Below are 22,158 nucleotides of genomic sequence, written 5' to 3'. Positions count from 1 at the left end.
TTTCACACCTGAGATTGTAGTCGGATTCCCGCTTTGTGCACGGCAGACCCACGCCAACACACGACGATCACGCCCCGATCTTGCCCCAATACACCTGCGTGACGTAGTCCATCGTCACGGTGCCGTCGACCTGATGACGGTCGAATACGGCGCGCAGGTCGGCGATGAACGCGTCATGGTCGGGGTGACCGGGGAGCGGCACGTACGACGCCGACAACGCTCGCCCGCGCAAACCGTCCCAGTCATACACGACCGGATTAGGGATCTCCGCCTTCTCGAACCCCGCAGAGCCAAAGAACGCGGCAATATCGTCGTCGGTCTGGAGCATCCCTTTGGCGCGGGGCGAGGCGGCTTTGTCCGTGTCGTACTTCTCCAGCGCCGCGTTGAAGTGGTCGATAAACGACGACGTGCCGTCCTTGCGGTAGCTCCACATCAGCACGACCGACCCGCCGGGGCGCAGGATGCGCTCAAACTCGACCCGCGCCGCCCGGTGATCAAACCAGTGGAACGCCTGCCCCGCCACGACAAAGTCGACGCTGTCGGCGGGCAGCGTGGTCGCCTCGGCAGTGCCGTTGAGGACGGTGCAGTTCGGCAGGGCATCGTAGTAGTGCTCGGCCACCGCGCGCATGTCGGGGTTGGGTTCGATGGCGTAAACCGTCGCGCCGTAATTGAGGAACAACTCGGACGAGATGCCGGTCCCCGCGCCGACATCCGCGATCACCGACTGCGGCGTCAGGCCGAAGCCCTCCATCACACGCAGCACGCCCTGCGGGTAGCGCGGCCGGTATTGATGGTAGTACGGCGTGCGGACACTGAATCGGGTGGTGTGGTCATTCGGGGCCAAGTTGTTATCCTCTGGGCACAAACCGGACGACATTTCGCATCGCTTCAGGGGACACCTGCGCGGAAATGGCGTCAATAAACCGAACCCAGTCTCCTATCAATGTTGATGTGCTGATTCCGACAATGATTCCGCAGTGCTCAATACCACCGGCAGCCATGGCAACGAAATCGTAGTCATATGTACAGAGAACACGCGATGTAGCTACGGCCCGAGCCAAATGGTCGGCGTCCTGTTCCCCGAGACCTCCAGCTTCGCGAGCGGTCAGCACGTCGACGCCACGCCTCCGAAGCTGCTCGGCCACTACGATTTCAACGTTCTCGTCGAGGTAAAAACGGAGAGGGTCAACCACCAGCAACCCCGCGTGCTGTTTCGATCGCATGTCGCTCAGCTTCAAGGTCGGCGTCAACCTTCGAACGATTGGCAAAGTAGTACGCCAGCGCGGTGTGGACTTGCGCGAGCGACAAGCCGTAGTCGGACGCGATATCGTCGGGTGTGCGCGCTTTGAAGCGATAGAGCGCAACAATATCCATCACGCGAATGGTTGTCCCTTCGACTATCGGCCGCCCAGACCGAACACTGGGGTTCGTCACTATGCCGAAGATAGGGATGTTCACGTCGTTCATCGCCATGCTTTCCTCGTCGGTTTGTGATCATTGTACGCCAATTCTGGCGCTCGCCCCGGACACACGCAACCAGCCACGGGCCACCGTCCATAGCGTGAAAACCTTATGATACAATGCTCCGTCGTTATCCGACCGCACCCCGTTCCGAGGATTTACCCGTCATGGACGTGACCCTACCCACCGTGCGCCAGATCGCGCCGCACGGCGGCACCCTGATCGACCGGCTGGTGACCGGCGTCGATGCCGCACCGTATATCGACCGCGCGAATGCCGCACCGCGTGTGACGCTCGGCGAAGTCGCCCTGAGCGACCTTGAACTGATCGCCACCGGTGTCGCCAGTCCGCTGACCGGCTTTATGGACAGCACGACGTATCACTCCGTCGTCAAGACGATGCACCTGCCCAACGGCCTGCCGTGGACGATCCCCATCACCCTGCCCGTCAGCGCCGAACAGGCCGCCAACCTGCGCGTGGATTCCGACGTGGCGCTCGTCAACCAACGCGGCGAGATCGTCGGCCTGCTCGAATTGAGCGAAAAGTTCACCTACGACAAGCAAGTCGAAGTCGCGAACGTCTACCGCACGACCGAGGAAGCGCATCCGGGTGTGGCGCGGGTTTACGGCTGGGGCGATACCTACCTCGCGGGCGACGTGTGGATGCTGACCGAGCCGACGCCGGATTTCCCGCACATCTACAAGACACCGCGCGAAACGCGCACCTTGTTCGCCGCGCATGGCTGGCGGCGGGTTGTGGCATTCCAAACGCGCAACCCGGTGCACCGCGCGCACGAGTACCTGATGAAGTGTGCGCTGGAGATTTGTGACGGGCTGATGCTGCATCCGCTCGTCGGCCAGACCAAGAGCGACGACATCCCCGCACCCGTGCGCGTCAAGGCGTACGAGGTGCTGCTGGACAACTACTTCCCCAAGCAGCGCACGATTCTCAACAGCTTCCCGGCGGCGATGCGCTATGCAGGCCCGCGCGAGGCGATCTTCCACGCCATTTGCCGCAAGAATTACGGCTGCACGCACTTCATCGTCGGGCGCGATCATGCCGGCGTCGGCAAGTACTACGGCACCTACGACGCGCAGCTCATCTTCGACGAATTCGACCCGGCGCTCATCGGGATCACGCCGCTGATGTTCGAGCACGCCTTTTACAGCAAGGCGCAGGGGCAGATCGTCACGCCCAAGACCGCGCTCTACAACAGCGACGACTGGCTCACCCTCAGCGGCACGCAGGTGCGTGAAATGCTGCGCGCCGGCCAACCGCTGCCGGAAGAGTTCACCCGGCCAGAGGTCAGCGCGGTGCTGATCGAAGGTCTGCGCGAGAGCTAGCACGCGCCATCTCTGGACATCCGACAAAAAGAGCCGGCGTACCGGCTCTTTTTGTACTCAATCTGCGTCATGCCGGCGTTCTCATGGCGCACTTGTGGGCTTCAAGCGGCTCACGCGCCGGATGTCGCATTCTCGCGCACAGCAGCGAGCAAGCTGGGCCAATCGGCGTGTTCGCAGAGAAGCGCGAAGTCCTGTTCGACTTCACCGACCGAATCCCATCCTGCCGCGGCTGCCTGCTGAAGCGCCTCGAATGCTTGCGCAGACTGATTTGTCTCCAACAGACTACGCGCGAGAACATAGTGAAAATGTGGGTGCGCCTCCATTGGCGCGGCGCCGATATGCTGACGGCAGATCGCCATCGCGTCTGCATAGCGCCCAGCATCGAAATGCAACCACGCGCGGTTGACCTCATGCAATGTAGCGTTGAGGTGCAGCACGTACATGGTATGCTCGCCCTCAAGCGTCAACCCGAGTTTCTGCGCGGTGCGAATCGACCCGCTGTTGAAGGCCTCGCAATCCCAGTGCACGATATCGACACCGTGCGCCAGCGCATACTCGATGACCGCCGCGGACGTAACGAAAGCGAGGCCGCGACGCCGGAACCCGGCATCGGTGTACAGACCGATGTCACCGCCGCCGTTGACGATGCCATTGATGACGGAATACGCCACGACGTGTCGCTCGTGTAAGGCGACGTAGCCGACAGCGGCCTGATTTGGGGCTGCCGACGCGCGGCGCAGTTCAAGCGTTTCAGCAGCCGCGCCGTGCACCTCGATCCCGTCTTCCGCGAGCGAATCATCGACAAACCGGATGTCAATACCCGCAGGAATCTCCGATCGCCAGTCGATGGCCAACGGTTCTGTACAGACGTAGCGCAAGCGGCGTGTGGCGATCGGGATGCGCGGCGCGAAGAGCACCGGAACATACGCGTCCCAGGCCGGCGTATCGCACACCAGCATGCCGCCCCATCCGCGCTCGCCAGTGATCGTGCGATCGAACATCGCCCGGTGCAGGGCCGCGTTGAAGACCCGGTTGGCTGGTGATCCAGCCAGGAACCACCACATTCCGTCCTTGACCGCAAACGCTGTCCGTGGTCGTACCGCGTCGTCAACATACACACGTCCCGCGTAGAGGCCGTCAATCACGCCGGTGCAGAACACCTGATGCGCCATTACCGGTGCAAAAAGCTCGCGCACCTTTTCGTAGGCACGTTCATCCAGTTCGATCATATCTGTCCCCCGCTGCTGTGGCGCGCCAGCAGGCGTCACCCAGTTGAGGTGACGTACTCTAACGGCACGGCCCAATTCTGAAAGCGCCAAAAAGTGGTGCGATGGCGTTTCACGTACGCTCGCCCCTGTGAACTGCGACAAGAGCCGGCGTACCGGCTCTTTTTGTTTCGTCTCGGGGCGCACTGCCCCATCCCAAATCCTCTGGTACGCGCGTGGAGGCGAAGCCCCGGCACACCAGTCAAACGACGGCTAGCTGATGACAACCGCGGCGGGGCGGATCGTGACGTTCAGCTTGTCGACATAGGCGCTGCCGGACGGGCTGACATTCTTGATCATCGCCTTGACCTTGATCAGGTTGGAAAACTGAGGTAGGAAGTGTTCGCCTACCGGGCCCTCAACCCACCAGCCGTCGAGGGACGGCCCCGGCGCTTCGCCGGACGCGCTGTCCGTCAGCTTCGCCTTGACGACCTGCCCGAGGTTCGGATCGTAGTACTTGACCACCAGCTTGTTGATTAAGCGCGTCTCTTCGGCCTGAGTCGTCATCCAGTACTCGAAGCCGATGTAGCCGCCGGCGAGCGAGAGGATTGACTCGTAAGCGTCGAGCTGCCCTTCGTTCAGGGTCTGCGAGTTTGGATGCCTCGTTCGCGCTACCCTTGAAGCGGAACACGCAGTAGCCGTCAGGAACGGTAAGCGGCGCCTTGTCTTCGCAGACGATCTTGTCGCCCGACTTGTTCTTGACCACCCACGGCGCCATGATCGGGTCGGACGGGTCGCCATTCTCGAAGCCGGCGTTGGTGAGGATCTGGGTCGTATGGGGCGGTACGGCCATGACCGTGCCGGCTGCGGAGATCGCCAAGGCGCTGAACGCGGCGGCAATGACAACGATGCGGCGGAACGAACGGAACGTGTTCATGTGGACTTTTCCTTTTGATTTTGGTCGATTGTTTGCGGAAGCGCCCGGCGGGTGACCGGGCGCTTCGGGTTTTCAGGGTTGTGTGGAGCGTCCGTACTAGCTGTTGGGGGTCAGGACCACGCTCACGTTGTCGATAAAGGCCTTGCCCGACAGGCTCTTGTTGGTGATTGCCGCCTTGAACTTGGTCAGATTGGCGCCGGCTGGGATCGCGGCGGTCGTTGCGGGGCCTTCATCGACCCACACGGCAAGGCTAGGGATCGAGGTGGCGCCGGTTGAAGTGTCGGTCAGCTTGACCTTCTGCGGCAGGATGAAGCCCGGCGCAGTGTACTTCACGACAACCTTGGCCGAGAGCGACGAGGCGATGTAGACGGACGAGTAATCGTAGCCGAAGCTGATCTGTGCGCCAGCCAGCATCTGCGCGTCGAAGCCGTCAAGTTGTGCCTCGTTCATCTTCTGCATGAGCTTGGCTGCTTCGCCGATGCTGCCCTTGAACTGGAACGAGCAGTCACCGGTGGTGCCAACGGGCGTCTTGCTCAGGCAGACGATCTTGTCACCCGTCTTGTTTTTGATGGTCCACGGATTAAGGTCGGGGACGATGGGAGTGCCTGCCTCGAACCCGCCGTTCACGATCATCTGGAACGCCAGTGGAATTCCCGCGGACGCCGGGGCAACCAGCAGGGCGGACATGACGCCGAGGACGGCGCCAACGATGATCATGCGGCGGATACGACGGATGCTGCGGATGGTATTCATGTTGGTTACTCCTAGATTGGATGTGTTTTCGAACGACATCCACAGTCTAGGATGAGCCGCAGATCAGGTCACCACACTTTAGGGTGGACTTTGCAAATCGGCGTGTTTCTCCCCGTGAATCAGGCCCCGGCCAACGCCGACACCGGTACCAACGACTGGATGTTCTCGTCCGGAATGTACTCCGCCACCCAGCCTGTGATGCCAGTCTCGGTTTCGACCTCCCACCACCAGAAGCCCGCCGACAGCACCGGCCCGGATTGGAGTATGACCAACGTTCCATCGTCCACCAGCGTGCTTGCGCTGTTGTCGAAATTGCCCGGCGCGGGCCGCACGAACTGGCGGGTGCCGTTGGTGGTGTTGATGACCGCATGCCCGCCGATTTCGAGCGCGATCACGCTTTGCGGGGGCGGTTTCAACGGTGGCAGCGGCGGCAGGTTTTGCGCCGGCGGCTGACCGTTGTCATCACAAAGTTCGAGCTGGAACTGCTCACGGATCGTGCAGTCGACCAGCGGCGTGACGACTCGGTTAATGACCGTCCACGCCAGCAGGCTCTCTAATGTCGGGTACAGCCGCCAGATGCGCAGCCGTCCGTCGCTGAGCGCCGTCAGCACGACTTGGCCATCGTCGCTGATGTCCGCTGCTTGGATCGTCACGCCCGGCTCATCGTTGGTGTCGAACCGGCGCACCTCGAACCCGCTGGTGATGTCCCATACGCGCAGCGTCCCGTCGAACGAGGTCGACAGCACGCGCGTGCCGTCTGGCGTGTACTCGGCCGTGATGATCGCACGGCTGTGCCCGGTCAGGCGGCCGGTCGAACCGCCGTCGGTGTTCCACAGCGTCAGGCTCCCGTTCACCGAGCCGACGACAAAGTGCGCGCCATCAGGGTGGAAGCCCAGCGCGCGTACTGCACGGTCTTCGATCGTCACCGTCTCCAACAGATCGCCGCTCGCGACATCCCACAGACGCACGATCGACTCGTCGCCGCCGGTCAGCAGCAGGCGGCCATCGGCGCTCAATGCCAGCGCCTGCACCGAGGTAATGTCCCCAGCCGGGTCGACGAACTGCCGGATCAGACCCTCGCCGCTGGCGTGCCACATCATAATTTGCCCGCCGCGGCTGACCGCGATCACGGCGTCGCCGTCGGGCGTGAAGCGTACCCCGATCACCTGATTGGTATGCTGCCCGACCTGAATTCCCGTCCCAGCGGCGATGTCCCACACCCGAACGGTGTTGTCAAACGACCCGCTGACGGCAAATTGCCCGTCCGGGCTGACGTCCACCGCGCCGACGAGGTTGGTGTGTCCGGTCAACTGCTGCACGGTCCGCCCGGTGGCGACATCGAACAGGCGCAGGCTGTTGCCCTGCTGGTCGTCGTCGGGGTTCTCCGGGTCGTCGTCCCGGCCGCCGCTGAGCACGGTGCGCCCGTCAGGCCGGAACACAGCGACGGCCCGCCCGGTATGCCCCGGCATGTCGATCACGATCGCCGCACTGGTGACGTCCCACAAGCGCAGGAATGCCGCGCCGGTGCTCGCACCACCGCTCAGGGCTTGATCTCCGTCGGCGCTGACCATGAGAGACGTGAACTCTCCGGTTCCCGGCACGGTGAAGCTGCGCAGGAGCGCCGTGGTCGCGGTATCCCACACCAGAAGCTGGCCGTCGGCCCCAGCGCTGACGACCAACCGGCCATCGTCCGCATAGGCAACGGCAGCCGAAGACGTCGTGGTGGTGTGACCGGTGTAGGTCGCCACGCTCAGCGGGATGACCGTTTGCGCGGTCTGCTGCTGAGCCTGCGCGAGATCGAGGTTGAGCGGCCACGTCTGCACCCGCCCGCCGTCGCCGCCGGTAAGCGCCTCCAACCCGTCCGGCCGCAGGTCGAGGCTGAGATGCACCATGTCGGTGCTCAACGTGCGAATGGCGGCGTTGGCGACGATGTCATAGGCAATGATGGCGCTGTCCCGCCCCGCAGAAACGACGATCCGGTCATCCTGCGGCCAGAAGCGCGCACCGGTGACCGTGCCTCGGTGCAGCGTGTGCTGTGTGATCGGGCTGCCATTGGCGACATCCCACACCACGACCCGGTTGTCGCTGCCCGCACTCACCAGTTTGGCGCGATCGCTGCTGTAGCTCAAGCTGTTGACGGCGCGGTCGTGCACACGCACGAACTCGAAAACCGACGCACCGGTGGCGGCGTCCCAAATGGCGATTGCCCCGCTTTCGCTGCCAGTGACGATCCGCGTGCCGTCCGGGCTGATCGCGAGCGCCGATATTCCGCTCGACGACGTCAGGGCCAGCGACGTGACAACCTCGCCCGACGACGCATCGAAGACCGTGACACCCTCCGAGCCGGCGGCGACCACAAGCCGCTCGTCGGCGCTCAGCGCCACCGCGTTGACGGTCGTGCCTTGACTGGCGTATACGCGGCGAACACCCGGCGCGAAGGCGACCTCGGCCAGCGTGAGGCTCGACTGCGGCGGCGGCGGGCTGGCAACAAGGTTCGCCTCTACACCGAGCGAGACGGCCAACTGGCTGTCGCCGTCACCCAGTGCACGGTTCGCCAGCGCCGACAGCGCGAAGCTGTTGGCCTGTGCGAGGTTGGCCTCCGCGCGCTGAGCGTTGGCCTCCGCGGCAGCGGCATTGGCCGCTGCAAGGCGGGCGTTGCCGTCGGCGCGGTCGCGCTCGCTGAACGCGAACAGCACCAGCCCCGCCGTCACCACCAACGCCAGCATCAGGACGCCGACAAACATCCGCAACCGCTGGGCCGACCGGCGCTGCAGTACCAGTTCGCGCTCGGCCTGCTCGCGTTCGGTCTCCTCGGTCTGTTCCCGCAGCTCAACGCTGGCGCGGATGAACGCGCGCTGTAACGCGTTGGCGTCGCCGCCGGAATCGAGCCAGTCCTCAGCCCGCGCAAGGCGGGTGCCGGTCAGCAGGTACGCCGGATCGCGATTCGTCGACTCCCAGTCGGTCGCGGACTTGAGCAGTTCAGCGCCCAGCCGCAGATTCTCCAGATCGTCCTCGACCCAGCCTTGAAAACGCGCCCACTCGCGGATTAGCGCCTCGTGGCCGACCTCGACCCATACGGTCGTGCTGGCCGTCTGGTTGGCATGCGTACGAATCTCGCGGCTGGTTACCAGCAGACGACTGTCCGACGCCGTGAGGCGATCGACGATCTCCTGCACCGCCTCGTTACTTACGCCGACGAACGAGAGATCGCCTCGCGCGACGCGCCGGCGCGTGGGAATCGAGTCGTCGCCAATCTCGATCAGCCGCAGCAAGATACGCTTCACGATATCCTGCTGGCCGACGCCGAGACTGACGTACAGCTCCTCGGCATGGCGAGCCAGCGCCTGCTCGACACCCCCGATGGCGTCGTACGCGGCGTTGGTGAGCTTGCGCCCTTCGCGGCGCTTGTACAGCTCGGTCAGCGCGTACTGCAACAGTGGCAGCGACCCGGGCTGGCGGCGCACGTCCTCCAGAATCCGGTCGGCGAGGCCGTCCTCATACATCAGGCTGACGGCTTCGGCGGGGCCGGTGATCGCGCGCAGCAGGTTCGACTGTGTCATCTCGGTGACGATCAGCAGTTGATCGGCCTCGAACAGTTCGGCAAAGTCCGGGTAGCGGCCCAATCGATCGAAGAAATCCGCTCGCATCGTCAGCACGACGATACAGCGCCCGTTGGGCACGGTCGCCGCGTGTTCAAGCAGACCAATGAAGGACCGCGCCGCCGACTCCGGCGCGCGTGTAAACGTCTCCTCGAACTGATCGACGATCAGCATCAGCATCGCGGTCGGCGGCGCGTCGATGAGCAGGCGCTGGGCCACGGTGCTCAGGCCGTCCATGCCGGTCGAGAGGGCTTTCTGCACGGCGTCGGCGTCGACATCCTCCGGCAGCATGGGCGCGATACGGGTCGCCAGCGCGCGCGTCGGCTGGTCGCCGGGCGTAAAGATTGCTACGCGCCACTGGTCGCTGCCGGGGAGCGCCCCGCTGCGCACCTGCGGGATTACGCCCGCGCGCACGAGCGAGGATTTTCCGCTGCCGCTTGCCCCGACGACCGCCAAGAAGCGGCGCGCCCGGCCCGGCTTGAGGGCGGCCAGCGCCTTCTTGATCAGTCCCTCGCGCCCGAAGAAGAAGGCGGCGTCGGTCTGCTGGAAGGCTTCGAGTCCCTTGAACGGATTAGGGATCTTGCTGCTGTCGATGGTGTCGAACACACCGACCTTGCGCTTCCCCGGCAAGGCCTTAAGCAGTTCGGGAAAGCCCTGCTCGTAGCGGGCCTCGAACATGATGAAGTGCACGTCGAGCAGCCATGCCAGTGATTCGCTGGCGCGCAGCTCGGCATAGCAGTCGACCGCCATGATCGGCAGCAGCACCTTGTTCTTTTCGCGGCCGTAGTTGATCTCGAACTGCACCCACTCGCTGACGACCGAATCGGGCGACAGCACGATCACGATCACCTCGCTGCGTTCGACCCCACGGCGAATCTCGTCCTTCCACCGCTCGCCGGCGTGGATCTGACGAAAGTCGATCCACACCTCGACGCCGGCGTCGTTCAGATCGCGGGCGAGGCGCTCGGCAAAGTTGGTGTTTCGACGCGAATAGGAGATGAAGCAGCGGCTCATCATGGCCCCCGATACTGCGCTAACGGTGTGCGGCCTATCTCTCTATCATACCGAAACTTAACCTTTTCGCTTTCGCCCTGCCCTACGACTCAAATGCGCGGATTCAAAAACCCCATATAATGCAGTTGCGCGCAATGCGAAGGTCCCACTGCGGTAGCGCATCGTGAGCGGCCATCGTTTGTTTCGTAAGAGCCGCGTTACAGTCCGGCATTCGTCTATGCTACAAGGGAGATTTACCGGTGCAGCGTTCTCGTTCTACTATCGTTTTCGCCCTACTCGTCGGGTTGGTCGCGCTCAGCGGGTTCACTGCTGTCGCAGGAGGCAGCGGCACCATCCCGCTGATCCTGAACGACAGCTTCACAGAAATAGTGTTCACATGGAAACTCCAGAACGGCAGCAGTGATGCGCCTAAGTGCGCGCCGAAGGTTCCTCCCGGCACCTCGGGCGACTGCGCCTTCAAGTTCAAGGGCAGTCCCAACGAGGCAGCGAAGCTCAGCCAAAAGTCCAGCCCCAGCACACTTTCAGACGTCAATGCACTTCTCAGTTCGTCTGGAGGGTTGGTCAACCTCAGCTATGACTACTACAGCACGTCCGAGGCGACAAAAATCGACGCAAAGATCGTGGTCGTATGGACGCCCGATGGCGGGATCGAAACCAAGAGCAAGATGGTTGATCCGGCCAGCGGCAGCACGCTCAGCGGCATCGACTACATCTGGGCGACTGAAGGGCCAATCTCGACGATCACAGTCGATCAAGACGCCACGGTTTCGAAAATAAAGGTACAGTTCAAGAACAGCAGCACCAGTGGCAAGGCCTACATCGACAACATTTTGGCGACGATGACTGGGCCAAGCTCCTAGACACTACGGTCAACTACGGCACGTCGGGATGGCCGCCGTGTCACGAGTGAGGGGGAGGGTTCAACATGAGTCGGTATCGCGCAGCACTAGGGTTGTTCGTCGTCGTGATTTCGCTGGTCCTTGTCGGTTCGTTCGCTGCCGCCGGGGCCGAGGACAGCGTCCCGCTCATCCACAACGGCGGGTTTGACGTGACTGTCGACCGGGATCTGGATCCGTGGGTCGTGGTCAACGGCACCAAGGACAAGGTCGTGTGCGGGTCGAAAGCGCCGCCCAACACCAGCGGCGGATGCGCCTTCCGCTTCAAAGGCAGCGCGAATGAGAGCGCGAAGCTCGTCCAACTCGCCGACGCCGGCATTCTCAGCGCAGCCAACGGACTGCTGGTGACCAAGTCGGGCCAAGTCTCGTTCAGCTACAGTGTCTGGAGCGATCTCATCATCAGCAGTTTGAAGGCGAAGCTCGTCATCGTTTACACGCCGTTAGGCGGCGTAGAGACCAAGGAAAAGCTGACCGACACCTTCACCGGCACGACTGACGCGGGCCGCGACGTGATCTGGGCCGCAGAAGGGCCGGCCGAAATGCTCGACATCCCCAAGGACGCGACACTCAGCAAGGTCAAGGTGTTGTTCGCCAACAAAAGCCCGTTCGGCAAGCTGCACGTCGACGGCATCATCGCCATTCTGATCGGACTCTAGCCGCGTCCGTCCCGCGCCGCCGCTAGAACGGGCAGTCGGTGGCGGCGCGGTCGATCGCCTCTTGAATGCGTCCGATCCGGTTGTCTGGGCTGGGGTGTGTGCTCAAGAACTCCGGTTGCCGGGCCCCGCCCGACGCGGATTCCAGCACCCGCATCACGGCAATCATGGCCTGCGGATCGTAGCCGGCGTTGATCATCAGGCACACGCCCAACGTGTCGGACTCGATCTCGGCGTCGCGACCGTAGCTCATGTTGACCAACTGTCCGATCATGGCGGCGGTCTGCGATGCGCCGGCATCGCCGGACGCCACACCGACCGCGCCGATGAGGCCGTTGGTGAGTTCGGACTTGGCGATCGCCTGTGCGCTGTGCCGGGCGAGTACGTGCACGATTTCGTGGGCCAGCACGCCGGCCACCATATCCTCGGTCTCCAAGCGGCTGAGCAAACCGGTCGTGATAAAGATCGGCCCGCCCGGGAGCGCAAACGCGTTGACCGTGCTGCTGTTATTGAGCACGGTGAACTCGAACTGCCACGGCACCTGCCCCGCCACACTGCCGTTGACGAGGTCGGCGCCGATCTGGTCGATCACAGCCTGCACCTGCTGATCCGGGTAGACGCCGCCGTACTCGCGCACCATCTCCGGCACCGACTGCAAACCCAGCGCGATCTCCTGCTGCGCCGTCAGGCTGACGTACTGATTCTGGCCGGTGACCGGATTGTACTCTTGTGAGCCAAGGAATGAGATGACGGCAAACACCGCGACGACAAGCCCGATAATGAGCTGAACACCGCCGAACCCGCTGCGACCGCGGCTGTATCCCCGAGACATGCGAATCATCGCCGTTACTCCTGTGCCAATCCGGCGTCGAACCGGTCGAAGTGCTCGTACACGCCGCCGACCACCGCGCCGTACACAACATGGCAGATCAGCAGCAGGATGCTGTTGATGGCGAAGAACCACGGGAAGATCGCGGTCAGCGTATAAACGTTGATGCCGTACAACCCGAGGCCCATCAGACCGCCGAGGATCACGCCCACGATCATGCCCCAGCGGTGGACGACGAGCGAGATGATCAGCGCGAACACCAGCGACAGAACGTAGTGCACCGCCAGCCCCGCGGCGACCAGCCCTGCGTCACCCTGCACGAGTGTGTCAGGCCCGAGCAGCAAGCTGCCGAAATAGCGCAGCACGACCGCCGGCGAGAGGCCGAGCACGCCGCTGCTGAAGATCAATAGGATGACGAGATACGTGGTACCGCCTGCCAGTCCGGCCAGCGGGATCGCGCGCCACTCGACGTTTCGGCGAAGCGCAGCAAGCATGATGTCGCATCCTTGTTAGCTCCCGATAGAGTGTGCAGAGTATAGCGCGTAGCACGCTGTCCGCATGGGTAGAGTGACCCAATGCGGCGGCGTCAAAACGTCACACACTCGCGCTGCAAGATGTCACGATTCTCGGCCGGCGGTCCCGTCGGCCCATGGCTCGACATCTGCGGACTACATAGCAAAGCGAATCTCGGGTGTATACTTTGGAGCGGCAAATCAGCCTCAGTTTGAGGAGACGACATCCTATGTCACCACTCGGAACGCCTGAAAACCCGTTGGTTGTCGCGGTCGTCGGCAGCGGCCCTTCGGGATTCTATGCAGCGGAGCACTTGTTCAAGCAGTTGGGCTCCGGCGTTAGGGTGGTGATGATCGAGCGGCTTCCGACGCCGTTCGGACTGGTGCGGGGCGGCGTTGCCCCTGACCACCAGAAGATCAAGTCGGTCACCAAGGTCTACGACAAGATCGCCCAACGCGAGGGCTTCAGCTTCCTCGGCAATGTCGAGTTCGGCACCACACTCCCCCTCGACATGCTGCGGCAGTTCGCACATGCTGTGATCTTCGCCACCGGTGCGCAAACGGATCGCTCGCTCGGCATCGAGGGTGAGGATTTGCCCGGCAGTTATGCCGCGACCGACTTCGTGGCGTGGTACAACGGGCATCCTGACTACCGCCATCTGTCGTTCGACCTGACCGCCGAGCGCGCGATCGTGGTCGGCATCGGCAACGTCGCCATGGACGTCGCCCGCATCCTCGGCCGGACATGCGCCGAGCTAAGCCAGACCGACATCGCAGACTATGCGCTGGATGCACTCGACCAGAGTCGGGTAAAAGAGATCATCGTCATCGGCCGGCGCGGCCCCGCCCAAGCCGCCTTTACCCCGCCCGAGCTCAAAGAACTGAGCGAGATGCCGGATACCGACTTGATCATCGCGCCTGAAGACGCGGTGCTCGACCCGTTGTCCGAAGCATGGCTGAAAACCAGCGGCGATCGCGACGCGGCCAAGAACGTTGCCCTGCTGCAAGAGTACAGTCAGCGCGCTCCGCAAGGCAAAAGCCGCCGAATCGTCATGCGTTTCCTAACCTCTCCGCTGGCGATTCATGGCGGCGGCAAAGTCGAGGCCGTCACGCTGGGCCGCAACCAGCTCGTCGAACGCGACCACGGTTACCTCAGCGCCGAACCCACAGGCGAAACCGAGATCGTGAGCGCGGGGCTGGTGTTCCGGTCGGTCGGGTATCGCGGCGTCGCCCTGCCGGGCGTCCCGTTCGACGCCAAACGCGGCGTGATCCCCAACAGCGCCGGCCGTGTGCTGAATGCCCCCGGCGGCGAACCGGTTCCGGGGCTGTATGCCGTTGGCTGGATCAAGCGCGGTCCGTCCGGGATCATCGGGACCAACAAGCCGGATTCGATCGCCACCGTCGACAGCCTGCTCGCTGACCTTCAGACAGGCGCGCTTGGCGAAACGCCAGCGGGCGGCGATCTCGAATCGGTGCTGCGCGCCGCAGGCGTGCGCGTTGTGAGCTACGGCGACTGGCAGCGGCTAGACACGCTCGAGACGCACGCCGGCGAACGACTCGGCCGGCCGCGGGTCAAGCTCACCGACGTCGCTCAGATGCTTGCCGCGCTGGACGAATAAGCGCACACCGGCCCCATCGGCACAAACGACCGCGTGCATTAAGCCATCGTTTGGTTTCTGTTACACCGTCCGGCCCGCGCCGCATGATAGACTGAGTCATCCGGCTGACGTCAGCCGATTCGTGCTCGAAAGGTGCTCAATCTCCCATGGGTCAGATTCTCGTCGTTGACGACGACCGCGCGCTGCTATTGATCATGCAGCTCACACTCGAACGCGGCGGATTCAGTGTGACGACGGCCGAGACTGGCGATCAGGCCCTCAAACTGGCCTACCAGTACCGTTACGACCTGATCATTCTCGACGACATGATGCCGGGGATGAGCGGGGGCCAAACCTGCCGCCTGCTCAAGAGCGACCCGCGCACCTCCAATATTCCCGTCATGCTTTACAGCGCTCGCAGCGACGCCGTCGAGACCGACTACATGACCGACGTCCTCGCCGACGCCGCCCTGCGCAAGCCCTCCAGCCCGACCAAAGTGCTGGAGATGGTCAACAATCTCGTCGCCCGCGCCTGACGAACAACTCAGACCCTTCAGAGGCTTCGCCTCCGAACCTCCACCAGAGGACTTGCGCCCTCTGGACTCCCTTTTCTGCGATTAGATGCCGCTAGCGGCATCTAATCGCGAGTAACAAGGTGCAGGAGTGCAAACTCCTGCCGGGGTTTGGGGCAGCGCCCCAACGTCTACAGAAGCCTGTTCGGTTTGTCACGCAAGGCCGCGATAACGCCGCGATCGGCCTTCCCGAAGCTGTAACGATCTAGCTCCTCGTCATGCACCCAGGCCCACGCATGCGCACCCAGCGCTTGCGGTTCCCGCCCATCGTCGATATAGGCACACTCGAACGCGTGCAGCGTGATCGAGAAATGGGTGAAACCGTGATCGACCGCCACGAGCTGCTCGCCCACGGTCACGCCGATATCGAGCTCCTCGCGCAGTTCGCGCACCAGGCAGGCTTCGAGCGACTCGCCGGGTTCTTGTTTGCCGCCGGGAAACTCCCAGAGGCCGCCGAGCAGCCCGTCCAGTGGGCGCTGTGCAATCAGCAAACGCCCATCGGCCCGACGGATCACACCGGCGGCGACGTGGTAGTGCGGGCGCGGTGCGGGCTTCTTCTTGACTGGACGGATCGCTTGCGTGCCGCGTTCAGCCGCGAGGCACGTCGACCGCAGTGGACAGTCCGGGCAGCGCGGCGATTTCGGCGTGCAGATCGTCCGCCCTAATTCCATCAACGCCTGATTGAAATCGCCGGGACGGTCGTGCGGCAGGCACGCCTCGGTCCAATGCCACATCTTCGATTGCGCCGTGCTGGTCGTCACGTCGCCATCGAAGTCCATCAGCCGCGCGAATACGCGAATGACGTTGCCGTCGACCAACGGCGCGCGCCGCCCGAACGCGATCGACGCGATCGCGCCGGCGGTGTACTTGCCGATGCCGGGCAGCTCGAGCAGGCCTTCGACAGTGTCGGGGAAGACGCCGCCGAGATCGTTCGCCACCTGCTGCGCAGCGCGGTGCAAGTTGCGGGCCCGTGCGTAGTAGCCCAAGCCTTCCCAGAGTTTGAGCACGTCGGCGAGCGGCGCGGCGGCGAGGTCGGTGACCGAGGGATAGGACGCGAGAAAACGCTCAAAATACGGGATCACCGTGTCGACCTGCGTTTGCTGCAGCATGATCTCCGAAAGCCACACGCGATAGGGCGTGGGATCAGTGCGCCACGGCAGGGGTGCGGCCGCGCGGTCGTACCACGCCAGCAGCAGTCCGGCGATCGATTCGAGCATGTCTTTTTTGTCCTCAGCATAAACCTGCACGATAATAACAGGCAGTTGTCGCGCGCGGTGGGGAGACCCGCCGCCGAAACCGCCGAGGCCCGCCATGTTGGATATCCCCCTCATTGTCGCGCTGGCCCTGATCCTCACCGCTATCGGCATCGTTGCCTACGAGTGGGATCAGCGGCGCCGTACGCCGGGGCACATCGGATTCAACTCACCGTTCATCGTGCACTTCGCCAACGGCCAGCGGTCGCGCGCGGTGTACGTGCCGCACGGTGTCGACCCGCACTACGTCCAACTTCAACTCAAGCTTCCTCGCGGACAGCGTACCATTTTCGCCATTGGTGGCGCGGGCGGCATGTCCGACGAGGATATCCGGCGCTGTCAAACGCTGATCGACGGCGTATGCATGTTCGCCAGCGCACGCGATATGGTGGTCATCACCGGCGGCACCGAAGGCGGCATCATGCAGATGTTCGGCGATTCGCGCCAGCGGCTTCGGCTCAAGCTTAGGCTTGTCGGGATCGCCCCGCTGTCCCGCGTGCGGTTCCCGGGCCGCGAAAACCCGAACGCCGATGCCGACCTCGAAGACAGCCACTCCGATTTCGTGCTGGTCGAGGGGCCGATGTGGGGCGCAGAAAGCGAACTGCTGCAAGAACTGGCGCTGTGTGTCGCCGGGTATGACAAGCATAAAGTCGCCGGTATTCTGATCAACGGCGGAAGTATCGCCCTTAACGAGGTCGCCATGGCGGCGGAGCGCGGGTTGACCATGTTCGTCGTCGAGGGCAGCGGGCGCGCTGCCGACGCGGTCGCCACCGCCATTCGCACCAAGACCGCCGAGCAGGCGATGATGAAGATCGTGGTCGAGGGCGGGCGGGTCGAGTTTATCCAGACCACCGAAAGCATCGAGACCGCACAGGCCAAGCTGGCTTCCCTGTTCGATGCGCGCTGATCGCAGCCTAACGGCAATCACCTGCAATTGATGCGAATCCTGCGCTATACTTGGCGCTCTTATTTGGCTTTGTGATTTCACGCTCTTCGCGGTTAAGGAGCGCATACTCATGCGTTTGTCGGTTCTCCAGTCCAATCTTGCGCGCGGTCTCAGCATCGTGAGCCGCGCGGTCGAGTCGCGTCCCTCGATGCCCGTGCTCAGCAACGTGCTGCTCAAGACCGAAGAATCGCGCCTCAAGCTGGCGGCGGTCAACATGAGCCTCGGGCTTGGTATCACGGTCTGGATCGGCGCGAACGTGGAGGTCGACGGATCGGTGACGCTTCCCGCCAAGGTATTCGTCGATCTGGTCAACAACCTGAGCAACGATCGCGTCGACCTGTCGCTGGACACCGCCACCCAGACCGTCCACCTGCGCTGCGGCGGCAACAAGGGCAACATCAAGGGCATCGACGCGCACGAGTTCCCGCCGCTCAACGAAGGCAGCGGCTCGGACCTCACGGTCGAGGGCGGCTTGTTCAAGAACATGATCAATCAGGTCGCCTTTTCGGCCGCCACCGACGATCACCGCCCGGCCCTGACCGGCATCTTCATGCAGCTCAACGGCAGCACCATCACGATGGCCGCGGCCGACGGCTACCGCCTCGCCGTGCACACTGGCGGCCTTGAGCAGAAGTTTGACAAGGCGCTCAACCTGTTGATCCCGGCGCGCTCGCTGCAAGAAGTCGCCAAGGTCATCACCGAAGACGACGAGCCGGTCTACATCAGCTTGCCGGGCGAGCGCGACATCGTCGTGTTTACGGTCGGTCAGGTCGAGATTTCGGCCCAGCTTCTGGACGCCAAGTTCCCGCCGTTCGAGTCGGTCATCCCGAAGGATTACAGCACCAGCACGGTGATGTACCGCACCGACCTGTTGGCCGCCTGCCAGCGCGCCGAGATCTTCGCCCGCGACTCGGCGTTCAGCGGCAGGCTGTACGTCAAGCCGCCGCGCCGCAGTGGCGACCCCGGCGAGGTCACGATCGTCGGCAAGAGTCAGGAGCGCGGCGACAACGAAGGCTTGCTCGACGCCGCCGTCGAAGGCGAGCCGGTCGATATTTCGTTCAACATCAAGTACTTGATCGACGTGCTGCGCGTGCTGCCCGACGAAGAGGTCGTGCTGCAAAGCAAAGGCGCGGCCAATCCGGGTGTGATTCGCCCGGTCGGGCGCGACAACTACCTGTACGTCATCATGCCGATGGCGCGCTAGGTTGCGCCGCAGCACGCTGCGATAGGCCTGCACCTGTTTGATCCGCCTGATCGGCCGGCGTTTTGCGGGCATGATCAGGCGGTTTTCGTTGTCGGACGCCTCAAACGCCCATGCGCCTTGCCATCCTCAGCGACATCCACAGCAACCTAACCGCGCTCGACGTCCTCGCGCCGGACATCGCACGCGCGGATCGCGTCGTGTGCCTCGGCGACGTGACCGGCTACTACTGTCAACCCAACGCGGCGATCGATCGCATGCGCGAACTCGACGCGCTGTGCGTGCTGGGCAACCACGACCACTTCGCGCTCGTCGGGTGCCCGTCAGGCGCGCCGGAGGCCGTGCAGTGGGGAGTCGCGTTTGCGCAATCGCACCTCTCGCCTGAGAATAAGGCGTGGCTGTCCCGTCTGCCACTGACGTGGGAGGGCAAGATTGGCGGGATTCACGCGCTACTGGTGCACGGCGCGCCGTGGGACCCGCTCGGCGCATACCTGTACGCCGACAACCCCCGCCTGAGCGAACTTGACGGCTACGACGCCGACCTGATCGCGTTCGGCCAGACGCATCGCGCGCTCCTGCGTGACGGCACGCGACCGATCCTGCTCAACCCGGGCGCGGTCGGCCAATCGCGCGATGCCATAGCGCAGGCGTGCATGGCGCTGGTCGACACCGACACGCGCGCCGTCGAATTGATCCGTCGTCCGTACGACCCGGCGCCGGTGATCGAGCTGGCGCGGTCGCACGGCGCCGGCGACTGGATTCTCAAACACTTGGTGTGATGCCCATGCCCGAAATTCTGATCCCGTTCAACAAGCCCTACGCCACCGGCGCCGAGTTTGCCTACATGCAGCAGGCGGTCGCCAACAGCCACCTCAGCGGCGACGGGCCGTTCACAAAGCGCTGCCATACGTTCCTGCAGGAGTCGCTGGGCGTGCCGAAAGCGCTGCTCACGACAAGCTGCACGCACGCGCTGGAGATGTCTGCCCTGCTGCTCGACATCCAGCCCGGCGACGAAGTGATCTGCCCGTCGTTCACGTTCGTGACCAGCATCGGCGCGTTCGTGCTGCGCGGCGCGGTGCCGGTGTTCGCCGACATCCGCCCCGACACGCTCAACATCGACGAGGCGACGCTCGAAGCGCACATCACCCCGCGCACAAAGGCAGTCGTGGTCGTGCATTACGCCGGCGTCGCGTGCGAGATGGACGCGATCATGGCGATTGCGGGCAAGCACGGCGTGCCGGTGGTGGAGGACAACGCCCACGCGCTGTTCAGCCGCTACAAGGGGCGCTTCACCGGCACGTTCGGGGCGATGGCGACGCAGAGCTTCCACGAGACCAAGAACTTCACCTGCGGCGAGGGTGGCGCGCTGCTCCTCAACGATGCGCGCCTGTTCGAGCGCGCCGAGATCATCCGCGAGAAAGGCACCAATCGCAGCCGTTTCTTTCGCGGACAGGTCGACAAATACACGTGGGTTGACCTCGGCTCGTCATACCTGCCGAGCGATCTGCTCGCTGCTTATTTGTCGGCGCAGTTCGAGGCTGCCGACGACATCCAGCACCGCCGCAAGACGATCTGGGATCGCTATGACGCGCATGTGCCGGATTGGGCCGCGCAGCACGGTGTCCAGTTGATGACTCTGCCCGACGACCGCGAGCAGTCCTATCACATGTACTGGATGCTGCTGCCGTCGCTGGCATCGCGCACGGCGCTGATCGCGTACCTGCGCGAGTTGGGCATCTACGCGCCGTTCCACTATCTGCCGCTGCATCTCAGCGACATGGGCCGCAAGTTCGGCGGCGTCGAAGGCGACTGCCCGGTCACCGAGGACGTCAGCGACCGGCTGATCCGCCTGCCGCTGTACAACGCCATGACCGAGGACGAGCAAATGCGCGTGATCGCCGCGCTGTTCGCCTTCGAGGGTTGGTAAGACAAGCGTCAAACGGTATCCGTATTGCGCGTCTTTTTCAGTCCGGCGACGGCGCCCGGCACGAATTAGCCGTGCTCAGAACAGCGGAACGGGTAACACGCCGCGCGGGCCGCTCCCTGCATAGGCCTCGGCTTCGACCGACAGGACGCTGAACACGTCGTCCACATCCGGGCTCGAAATACTGAACGTCATCCGCTGAACCTTCCCGGCGACTTCGGCTATGATCGGGCCGATGTCCTGTGCGGTGTTGGTGCTCGTGTTGATGAAAAGGCGCGTGGCTTTGACTTTCGTTGACGGCGTGCCGTCGCTGTAGTCGATCCGGATCGAAAGCTTGACGTGCGAGCCTTCGGGCGGCGTCATGAAGACAAAGCTTGTCATGGACACGATGTCACCCGGCTTGAACTGCAGGACAGACGAATCGAAATCGACCTTTTGAAAGACTTTGGCTCCGGCCGCGCCGTCGAATCTGATGTAACAGCCGTTGGGGCACAGGCGTACGACTTTCGGCGGGTTGCCGGCCTTCTTCACCTGCCAATTCACGCCGAGGGGCTGGGTCGCGATGAACGGGTCCTGCGGGATGCTGAGCGTCTCGCGCACGCGCAGACTCAATCGGTAGCGCGACGGGCCGGTCGGCTCGTGCTGGCTGATGTTAGCGATACGGACGTAATAGACGCCATCCGCCGAGAGGAGCTGGTTCGCGAGACGCGCGTTGGTGCCGATCGCGCAACCCTGATGGAGCAAAGCACCCTGAAGCCTGTAATAGGACAGCACCACGTTTGCGTACGCCCCGGAGTCGGTCTGGATGAGAGCGCCTGACGCATCGATGTCGACCAGCATGGTTATCGGCACCTCGAAGCGAAACCAGACGCTGTGATCCGATAAATCGCTGACATCGCACGACGTTTCTTCGACAAGCGCCGACTCCATGGTCGCGTTCTCGATGTGCTTTACTGTTTTCGATGTGTTCAGCGCGATATTGATTGGCGCGCTCTGGTTGTCGCCCTTGGTCGGCGTTTGTGCATGCGCGACGGGTAACGTGAAGACGGGTAGAACGGCGAAGATCAGCAACACTCCAAATAGGCGAGATAGTCCCGGAAGACGCACGTCCGTGTCCTCATCTTGTGTATGCATATAGTATGAGGATTCAGAACGAGCGCAAGCAGATCGCCGGACTTGGGCAATCCAGCCGGCGGTTTGACGATGGCGACCGTCGTATGGTGGGAGAGACCGCCGCCGAGTCGTCGCAACCGGGGAGAGAGGAGCACAACATTGTACGAAGCAACGGACGTGTGAGAGAGGGATAGACAACGAGCAATCGGGGTTAGGTCAACACGCAAAGATCAGCGTGGAAGGTCGTCCAAGTCCCCTCGCACTGTTAAGACTGGTTGCGGATCGGCCGAAAGTGTGTTATGTTAAGCGTTCTTAACACACGCACAAACCATCCTTAACATTTGAGGTG

At 63.2% G+C, this 22,158-nt stretch carries 21 protein-coding genes; 10 read left to right on the top strand and 11 right to left on the bottom strand.

Going from position 1 to position 22,158, the window contains the following annotated elements:
* Positions 1-67 precede the first annotated feature (67 nt).
* The 3 genes from IPM16_14000 to IPM16_13990 are packed head-to-tail and all read right to left on the bottom strand — an operon-like array spanning position 68 to position 1,473.
* The gene (locus IPM16_14000; protein MBK9124213.1) at positions 68-844 is read right to left on the bottom strand and encodes a class I SAM-dependent methyltransferase; all 777 of its coding nucleotides are present in this window, start codon (positions 842-844) and stop codon (positions 68-70) included.
* 4 nt (positions 845-848) lie between these two features.
* A complete protein-coding gene (locus IPM16_13995; GenBank protein MBK9124212.1) occupies positions 849-1,223 on the bottom strand; it encodes a DUF5615 family PIN-like protein in 375 nt (124 codons plus the stop codon).
* Positions 1,186-1,473, bottom strand: coding sequence for a DUF433 domain-containing protein (locus tag IPM16_13990; GenBank protein MBK9124211.1), 288 nt, complete (start codon positions 1,471-1,473; stop codon positions 1,186-1,188). The genes IPM16_13995 and IPM16_13990 overlap by 38 nt, the downstream gene beginning before the upstream one ends.
* Before the next feature lie 155 nt (positions 1,474-1,628).
* On the opposite strand from IPM16_13990, the gene sat reads away from it, so the two are divergent.
* Positions 1,629-2,804 (top strand): sulfate adenylyltransferase, encoded by a 1,176-nt coding sequence (gene sat, locus IPM16_13985; protein MBK9124210.1) that lies wholly within the window; start codon positions 1,629-1,631, stop codon positions 2,802-2,804.
* A gap of 110 nt (positions 2,805-2,914) precedes the next feature.
* Here the strand turns inward: sat and IPM16_13980 are convergent, their stop codons facing one another.
* A complete protein-coding gene (locus IPM16_13980; GenBank protein MBK9124209.1) occupies positions 2,915-4,033 on the bottom strand; it encodes a GNAT family N-acetyltransferase in 1,119 nt (372 codons plus the stop codon).
* 249 nt (positions 4,034-4,282) lie between these two features.
* Positions 4,283-4,576: a hypothetical protein gene (locus tag IPM16_13975; protein MBK9124208.1), complete on the bottom strand. Its 294-nt coding sequence runs from the start codon at positions 4,574-4,576 to the stop codon at positions 4,283-4,285.
* A gap of 155 nt (positions 4,577-4,731) precedes the next feature.
* On the opposite strand from IPM16_13975, the gene IPM16_13970 reads away from it, so the two are divergent.
* On the top strand, positions 4,732-5,001 hold the full coding sequence (locus tag IPM16_13970) for a hypothetical protein (protein MBK9124207.1): 270 nt from the start codon (positions 4,732-4,734) through the stop codon (positions 4,999-5,001).
* A 41-nt stretch (positions 5,002-5,042) separates the two neighbouring features.
* Here IPM16_13970 and IPM16_13965 read toward each other — a convergent pair whose 3' ends face one another.
* Both IPM16_13965 and IPM16_13960 read right to left on the bottom strand, forming a co-directional pair.
* Positions 5,043-5,699 carry a hypothetical protein gene (locus IPM16_13965; protein MBK9124206.1) on the bottom strand — a complete coding sequence of 219 codons (657 nt, stop codon included), beginning with the start codon at positions 5,697-5,699 and terminating at the stop codon, positions 5,043-5,045.
* Positions 5,700-5,818: 119 nt separating this feature from the next.
* Positions 5,819-10,315, bottom strand: coding sequence for a TIR domain-containing protein (locus IPM16_13960; protein ID MBK9124205.1), 4,497 nt, complete (start codon positions 10,313-10,315; stop codon positions 5,819-5,821).
* Between the two features lie 236 nt (positions 10,316-10,551).
* Here IPM16_13960 and IPM16_13955 point away from each other — a divergent pair, with 236 nt between their 5' ends.
* A complete protein-coding gene (locus IPM16_13955) occupies positions 10,552-11,172 on the top strand; it encodes a hypothetical protein (GenBank protein ID MBK9124204.1) in 621 nt (206 codons plus the stop codon).
* A gap of 65 nt (positions 11,173-11,237) precedes the next feature.
* On the top strand, positions 11,238-11,864 hold the full coding sequence (locus IPM16_13950; GenBank protein MBK9124203.1) for a hypothetical protein: 627 nt from the start codon (positions 11,238-11,240) through the stop codon (positions 11,862-11,864).
* 22 nt (positions 11,865-11,886) lie between these two features.
* Here IPM16_13950 and IPM16_13945 read toward each other — a convergent pair whose 3' ends face one another.
* Positions 11,887-12,693, bottom strand: coding sequence for a M48 family metalloprotease (locus tag IPM16_13945; GenBank protein ID MBK9124202.1), 807 nt, complete (start codon positions 12,691-12,693; stop codon positions 11,887-11,889).
* A 14-nt stretch (positions 12,694-12,707) separates the two neighbouring features.
* Entirely contained in the window at positions 12,708-13,184 is a 477-nt protein-coding gene (locus IPM16_13940) for a hypothetical protein (GenBank protein ID MBK9124201.1), read from the bottom strand.
* A gap of 248 nt (positions 13,185-13,432) precedes the next feature.
* Between IPM16_13940 and IPM16_13935 the strand changes: the two genes are divergently transcribed.
* A complete protein-coding gene (locus IPM16_13935) occupies positions 13,433-14,821 on the top strand; it encodes an FAD-dependent oxidoreductase (GenBank protein MBK9124200.1) in 1,389 nt (462 codons plus the stop codon).
* Between the two features lie 146 nt (positions 14,822-14,967).
* The gene (locus tag IPM16_13930) at positions 14,968-15,336 is read left to right on the top strand and encodes a response regulator (GenBank protein MBK9124199.1); all 369 of its coding nucleotides are present in this window, start codon (positions 14,968-14,970) and stop codon (positions 15,334-15,336) included.
* Positions 15,337-15,503: 167 nt separating this feature from the next.
* Here IPM16_13930 and mutY read toward each other — a convergent pair whose 3' ends face one another.
* On the bottom strand, positions 15,504-16,589 hold the full coding sequence (gene mutY / locus IPM16_13925) for an A/G-specific adenine glycosylase (protein MBK9124198.1): 1,086 nt from the start codon (positions 16,587-16,589) through the stop codon (positions 15,504-15,506).
* A 94-nt stretch (positions 16,590-16,683) separates the two neighbouring features.
* Between mutY and IPM16_13920 the strand changes: the two genes are divergently transcribed.
* The 4 genes from IPM16_13920 to rffA all read left to right on the top strand — a co-directional run bounded on the left by IPM16_13920 (position 16,684) and on the right by rffA (position 20,699).
* Positions 16,684-17,532 carry a hypothetical protein gene (locus IPM16_13920; protein ID MBK9124197.1) on the top strand — a complete coding sequence of 283 codons (849 nt, stop codon included), beginning with the start codon at positions 16,684-16,686 and terminating at the stop codon, positions 17,530-17,532.
* A gap of 109 nt (positions 17,533-17,641) precedes the next feature.
* Positions 17,642-18,775 carry a DNA polymerase III subunit beta gene (dnaN, locus tag IPM16_13915; GenBank protein ID MBK9124196.1) on the top strand — a complete coding sequence of 378 codons (1,134 nt, stop codon included), beginning with the start codon at positions 17,642-17,644 and terminating at the stop codon, positions 18,773-18,775.
* Positions 18,776-18,885: 110 nt separating this feature from the next.
* Entirely contained in the window at positions 18,886-19,551 is a 666-nt protein-coding gene (locus IPM16_13910; GenBank protein ID MBK9124195.1) for a metallophosphoesterase family protein, read from the top strand.
* The gene (gene rffA, locus IPM16_13905) at positions 19,551-20,699 is read left to right on the top strand and encodes a dTDP-4-amino-4,6-dideoxygalactose transaminase (protein ID MBK9124194.1); all 1,149 of its coding nucleotides are present in this window, start codon (positions 19,551-19,553) and stop codon (positions 20,697-20,699) included. The genes IPM16_13910 and rffA overlap by 1 nt, the downstream gene beginning before the upstream one ends.
* A 75-nt stretch (positions 20,700-20,774) precedes the next feature.
* On the opposite strand, the gene IPM16_13900 is transcribed toward rffA, so the two are convergent.
* Positions 20,775-21,803 carry a hypothetical protein gene (locus IPM16_13900; protein ID MBK9124193.1) on the bottom strand — a complete coding sequence of 343 codons (1,029 nt, stop codon included), beginning with the start codon at positions 21,801-21,803 and terminating at the stop codon, positions 20,775-20,777.
* Positions 21,804-22,158: the final 355 nt, after the last annotated feature.

It is taken from the genome of Candidatus Flexicrinis affinis (genome assembly GCA_016716525.1).
Taxonomy (GTDB): domain Bacteria; phylum Chloroflexota; class Anaerolineae; order Aggregatilineales; family Phototrophicaceae; genus Flexicrinis; species Flexicrinis affinis.
The sequence above is the reverse complement of the archived record's forward strand: the minus strand, read 5'-3'. Positions and strand labels throughout refer to the sequence as shown.

Bases quoted from the DNA above. Each gene is read 5' to 3' on its own strand.
- IPM16_13945 (MBK9124202.1), bottom strand. From the start codon at position 12,693: ATGTCTCGGGGATACAGCCGCGGTCGCAGCGGGTTCGGCGGTGTTCAG.
- IPM16_13950 (MBK9124203.1), top strand. From the start codon at position 11,238: ATGAGTCGGTATCGCGCAGCACTAGGGTTGTTCGTCGTCGTGATTTCG.
- IPM16_13975 (MBK9124208.1), bottom strand. From the start codon at position 4,576: ATGACGACTCAGGCCGAAGAGACGCGCTTAATCAACAAGCTGGTGGTC.
- IPM16_13980 (MBK9124209.1), bottom strand. From the start codon at position 4,033: ATGATCGAACTGGATGAACGTGCCTACGAAAAGGTGCGCGAGCTTTTT.
- IPM16_13910 (MBK9124195.1), top strand. From the start codon at position 18,886: ATGCGCCTTGCCATCCTCAGCGACATCCACAGCAACCTAACCGCGCTC.
- mutY (MBK9124198.1), bottom strand. From the start codon at position 16,589: ATGCTCGAATCGATCGCCGGACTGCTGCTGGCGTGGTACGACCGCGCG.
- rffA (MBK9124194.1), top strand. From the start codon at position 19,551: ATGCCCATGCCCGAAATTCTGATCCCGTTCAACAAGCCCTACGCCACC.
- IPM16_13995 (MBK9124212.1), bottom strand. From the start codon at position 1,223: ATGCGATCGAAACAGCACGCGGGGTTGCTGGTGGTTGACCCTCTCCGT.
- IPM16_13930 (MBK9124199.1), top strand. From the start codon at position 14,968: ATGGGTCAGATTCTCGTCGTTGACGACGACCGCGCGCTGCTATTGATC.
- IPM16_13920 (MBK9124197.1), top strand. From the start codon at position 16,684: ATGTTGGATATCCCCCTCATTGTCGCGCTGGCCCTGATCCTCACCGCT.
- IPM16_13960 (MBK9124205.1), bottom strand. From the start codon at position 10,315: ATGATGAGCCGCTGCTTCATCTCCTATTCGCGTCGAAACACCAACTTT.
- IPM16_13940 (MBK9124201.1), bottom strand. From the start codon at position 13,184: ATGCTTGCTGCGCTTCGCCGAAACGTCGAGTGGCGCGCGATCCCGCTG.
- sat (MBK9124210.1), top strand. From the start codon at position 1,629: ATGGACGTGACCCTACCCACCGTGCGCCAGATCGCGCCGCACGGCGGC.
- IPM16_13990 (MBK9124211.1), bottom strand. From the start codon at position 1,473: ATGGCGATGAACGACGTGAACATCCCTATCTTCGGCATAGTGACGAAC.
- IPM16_13965 (MBK9124206.1), bottom strand. From the start codon at position 5,699: ATGAATACCATCCGCAGCATCCGTCGTATCCGCCGCATGATCATCGTT.
- IPM16_13935 (MBK9124200.1), top strand. From the start codon at position 13,433: ATGTCACCACTCGGAACGCCTGAAAACCCGTTGGTTGTCGCGGTCGTC.
- dnaN (MBK9124196.1), top strand. From the start codon at position 17,642: ATGCGTTTGTCGGTTCTCCAGTCCAATCTTGCGCGCGGTCTCAGCATC.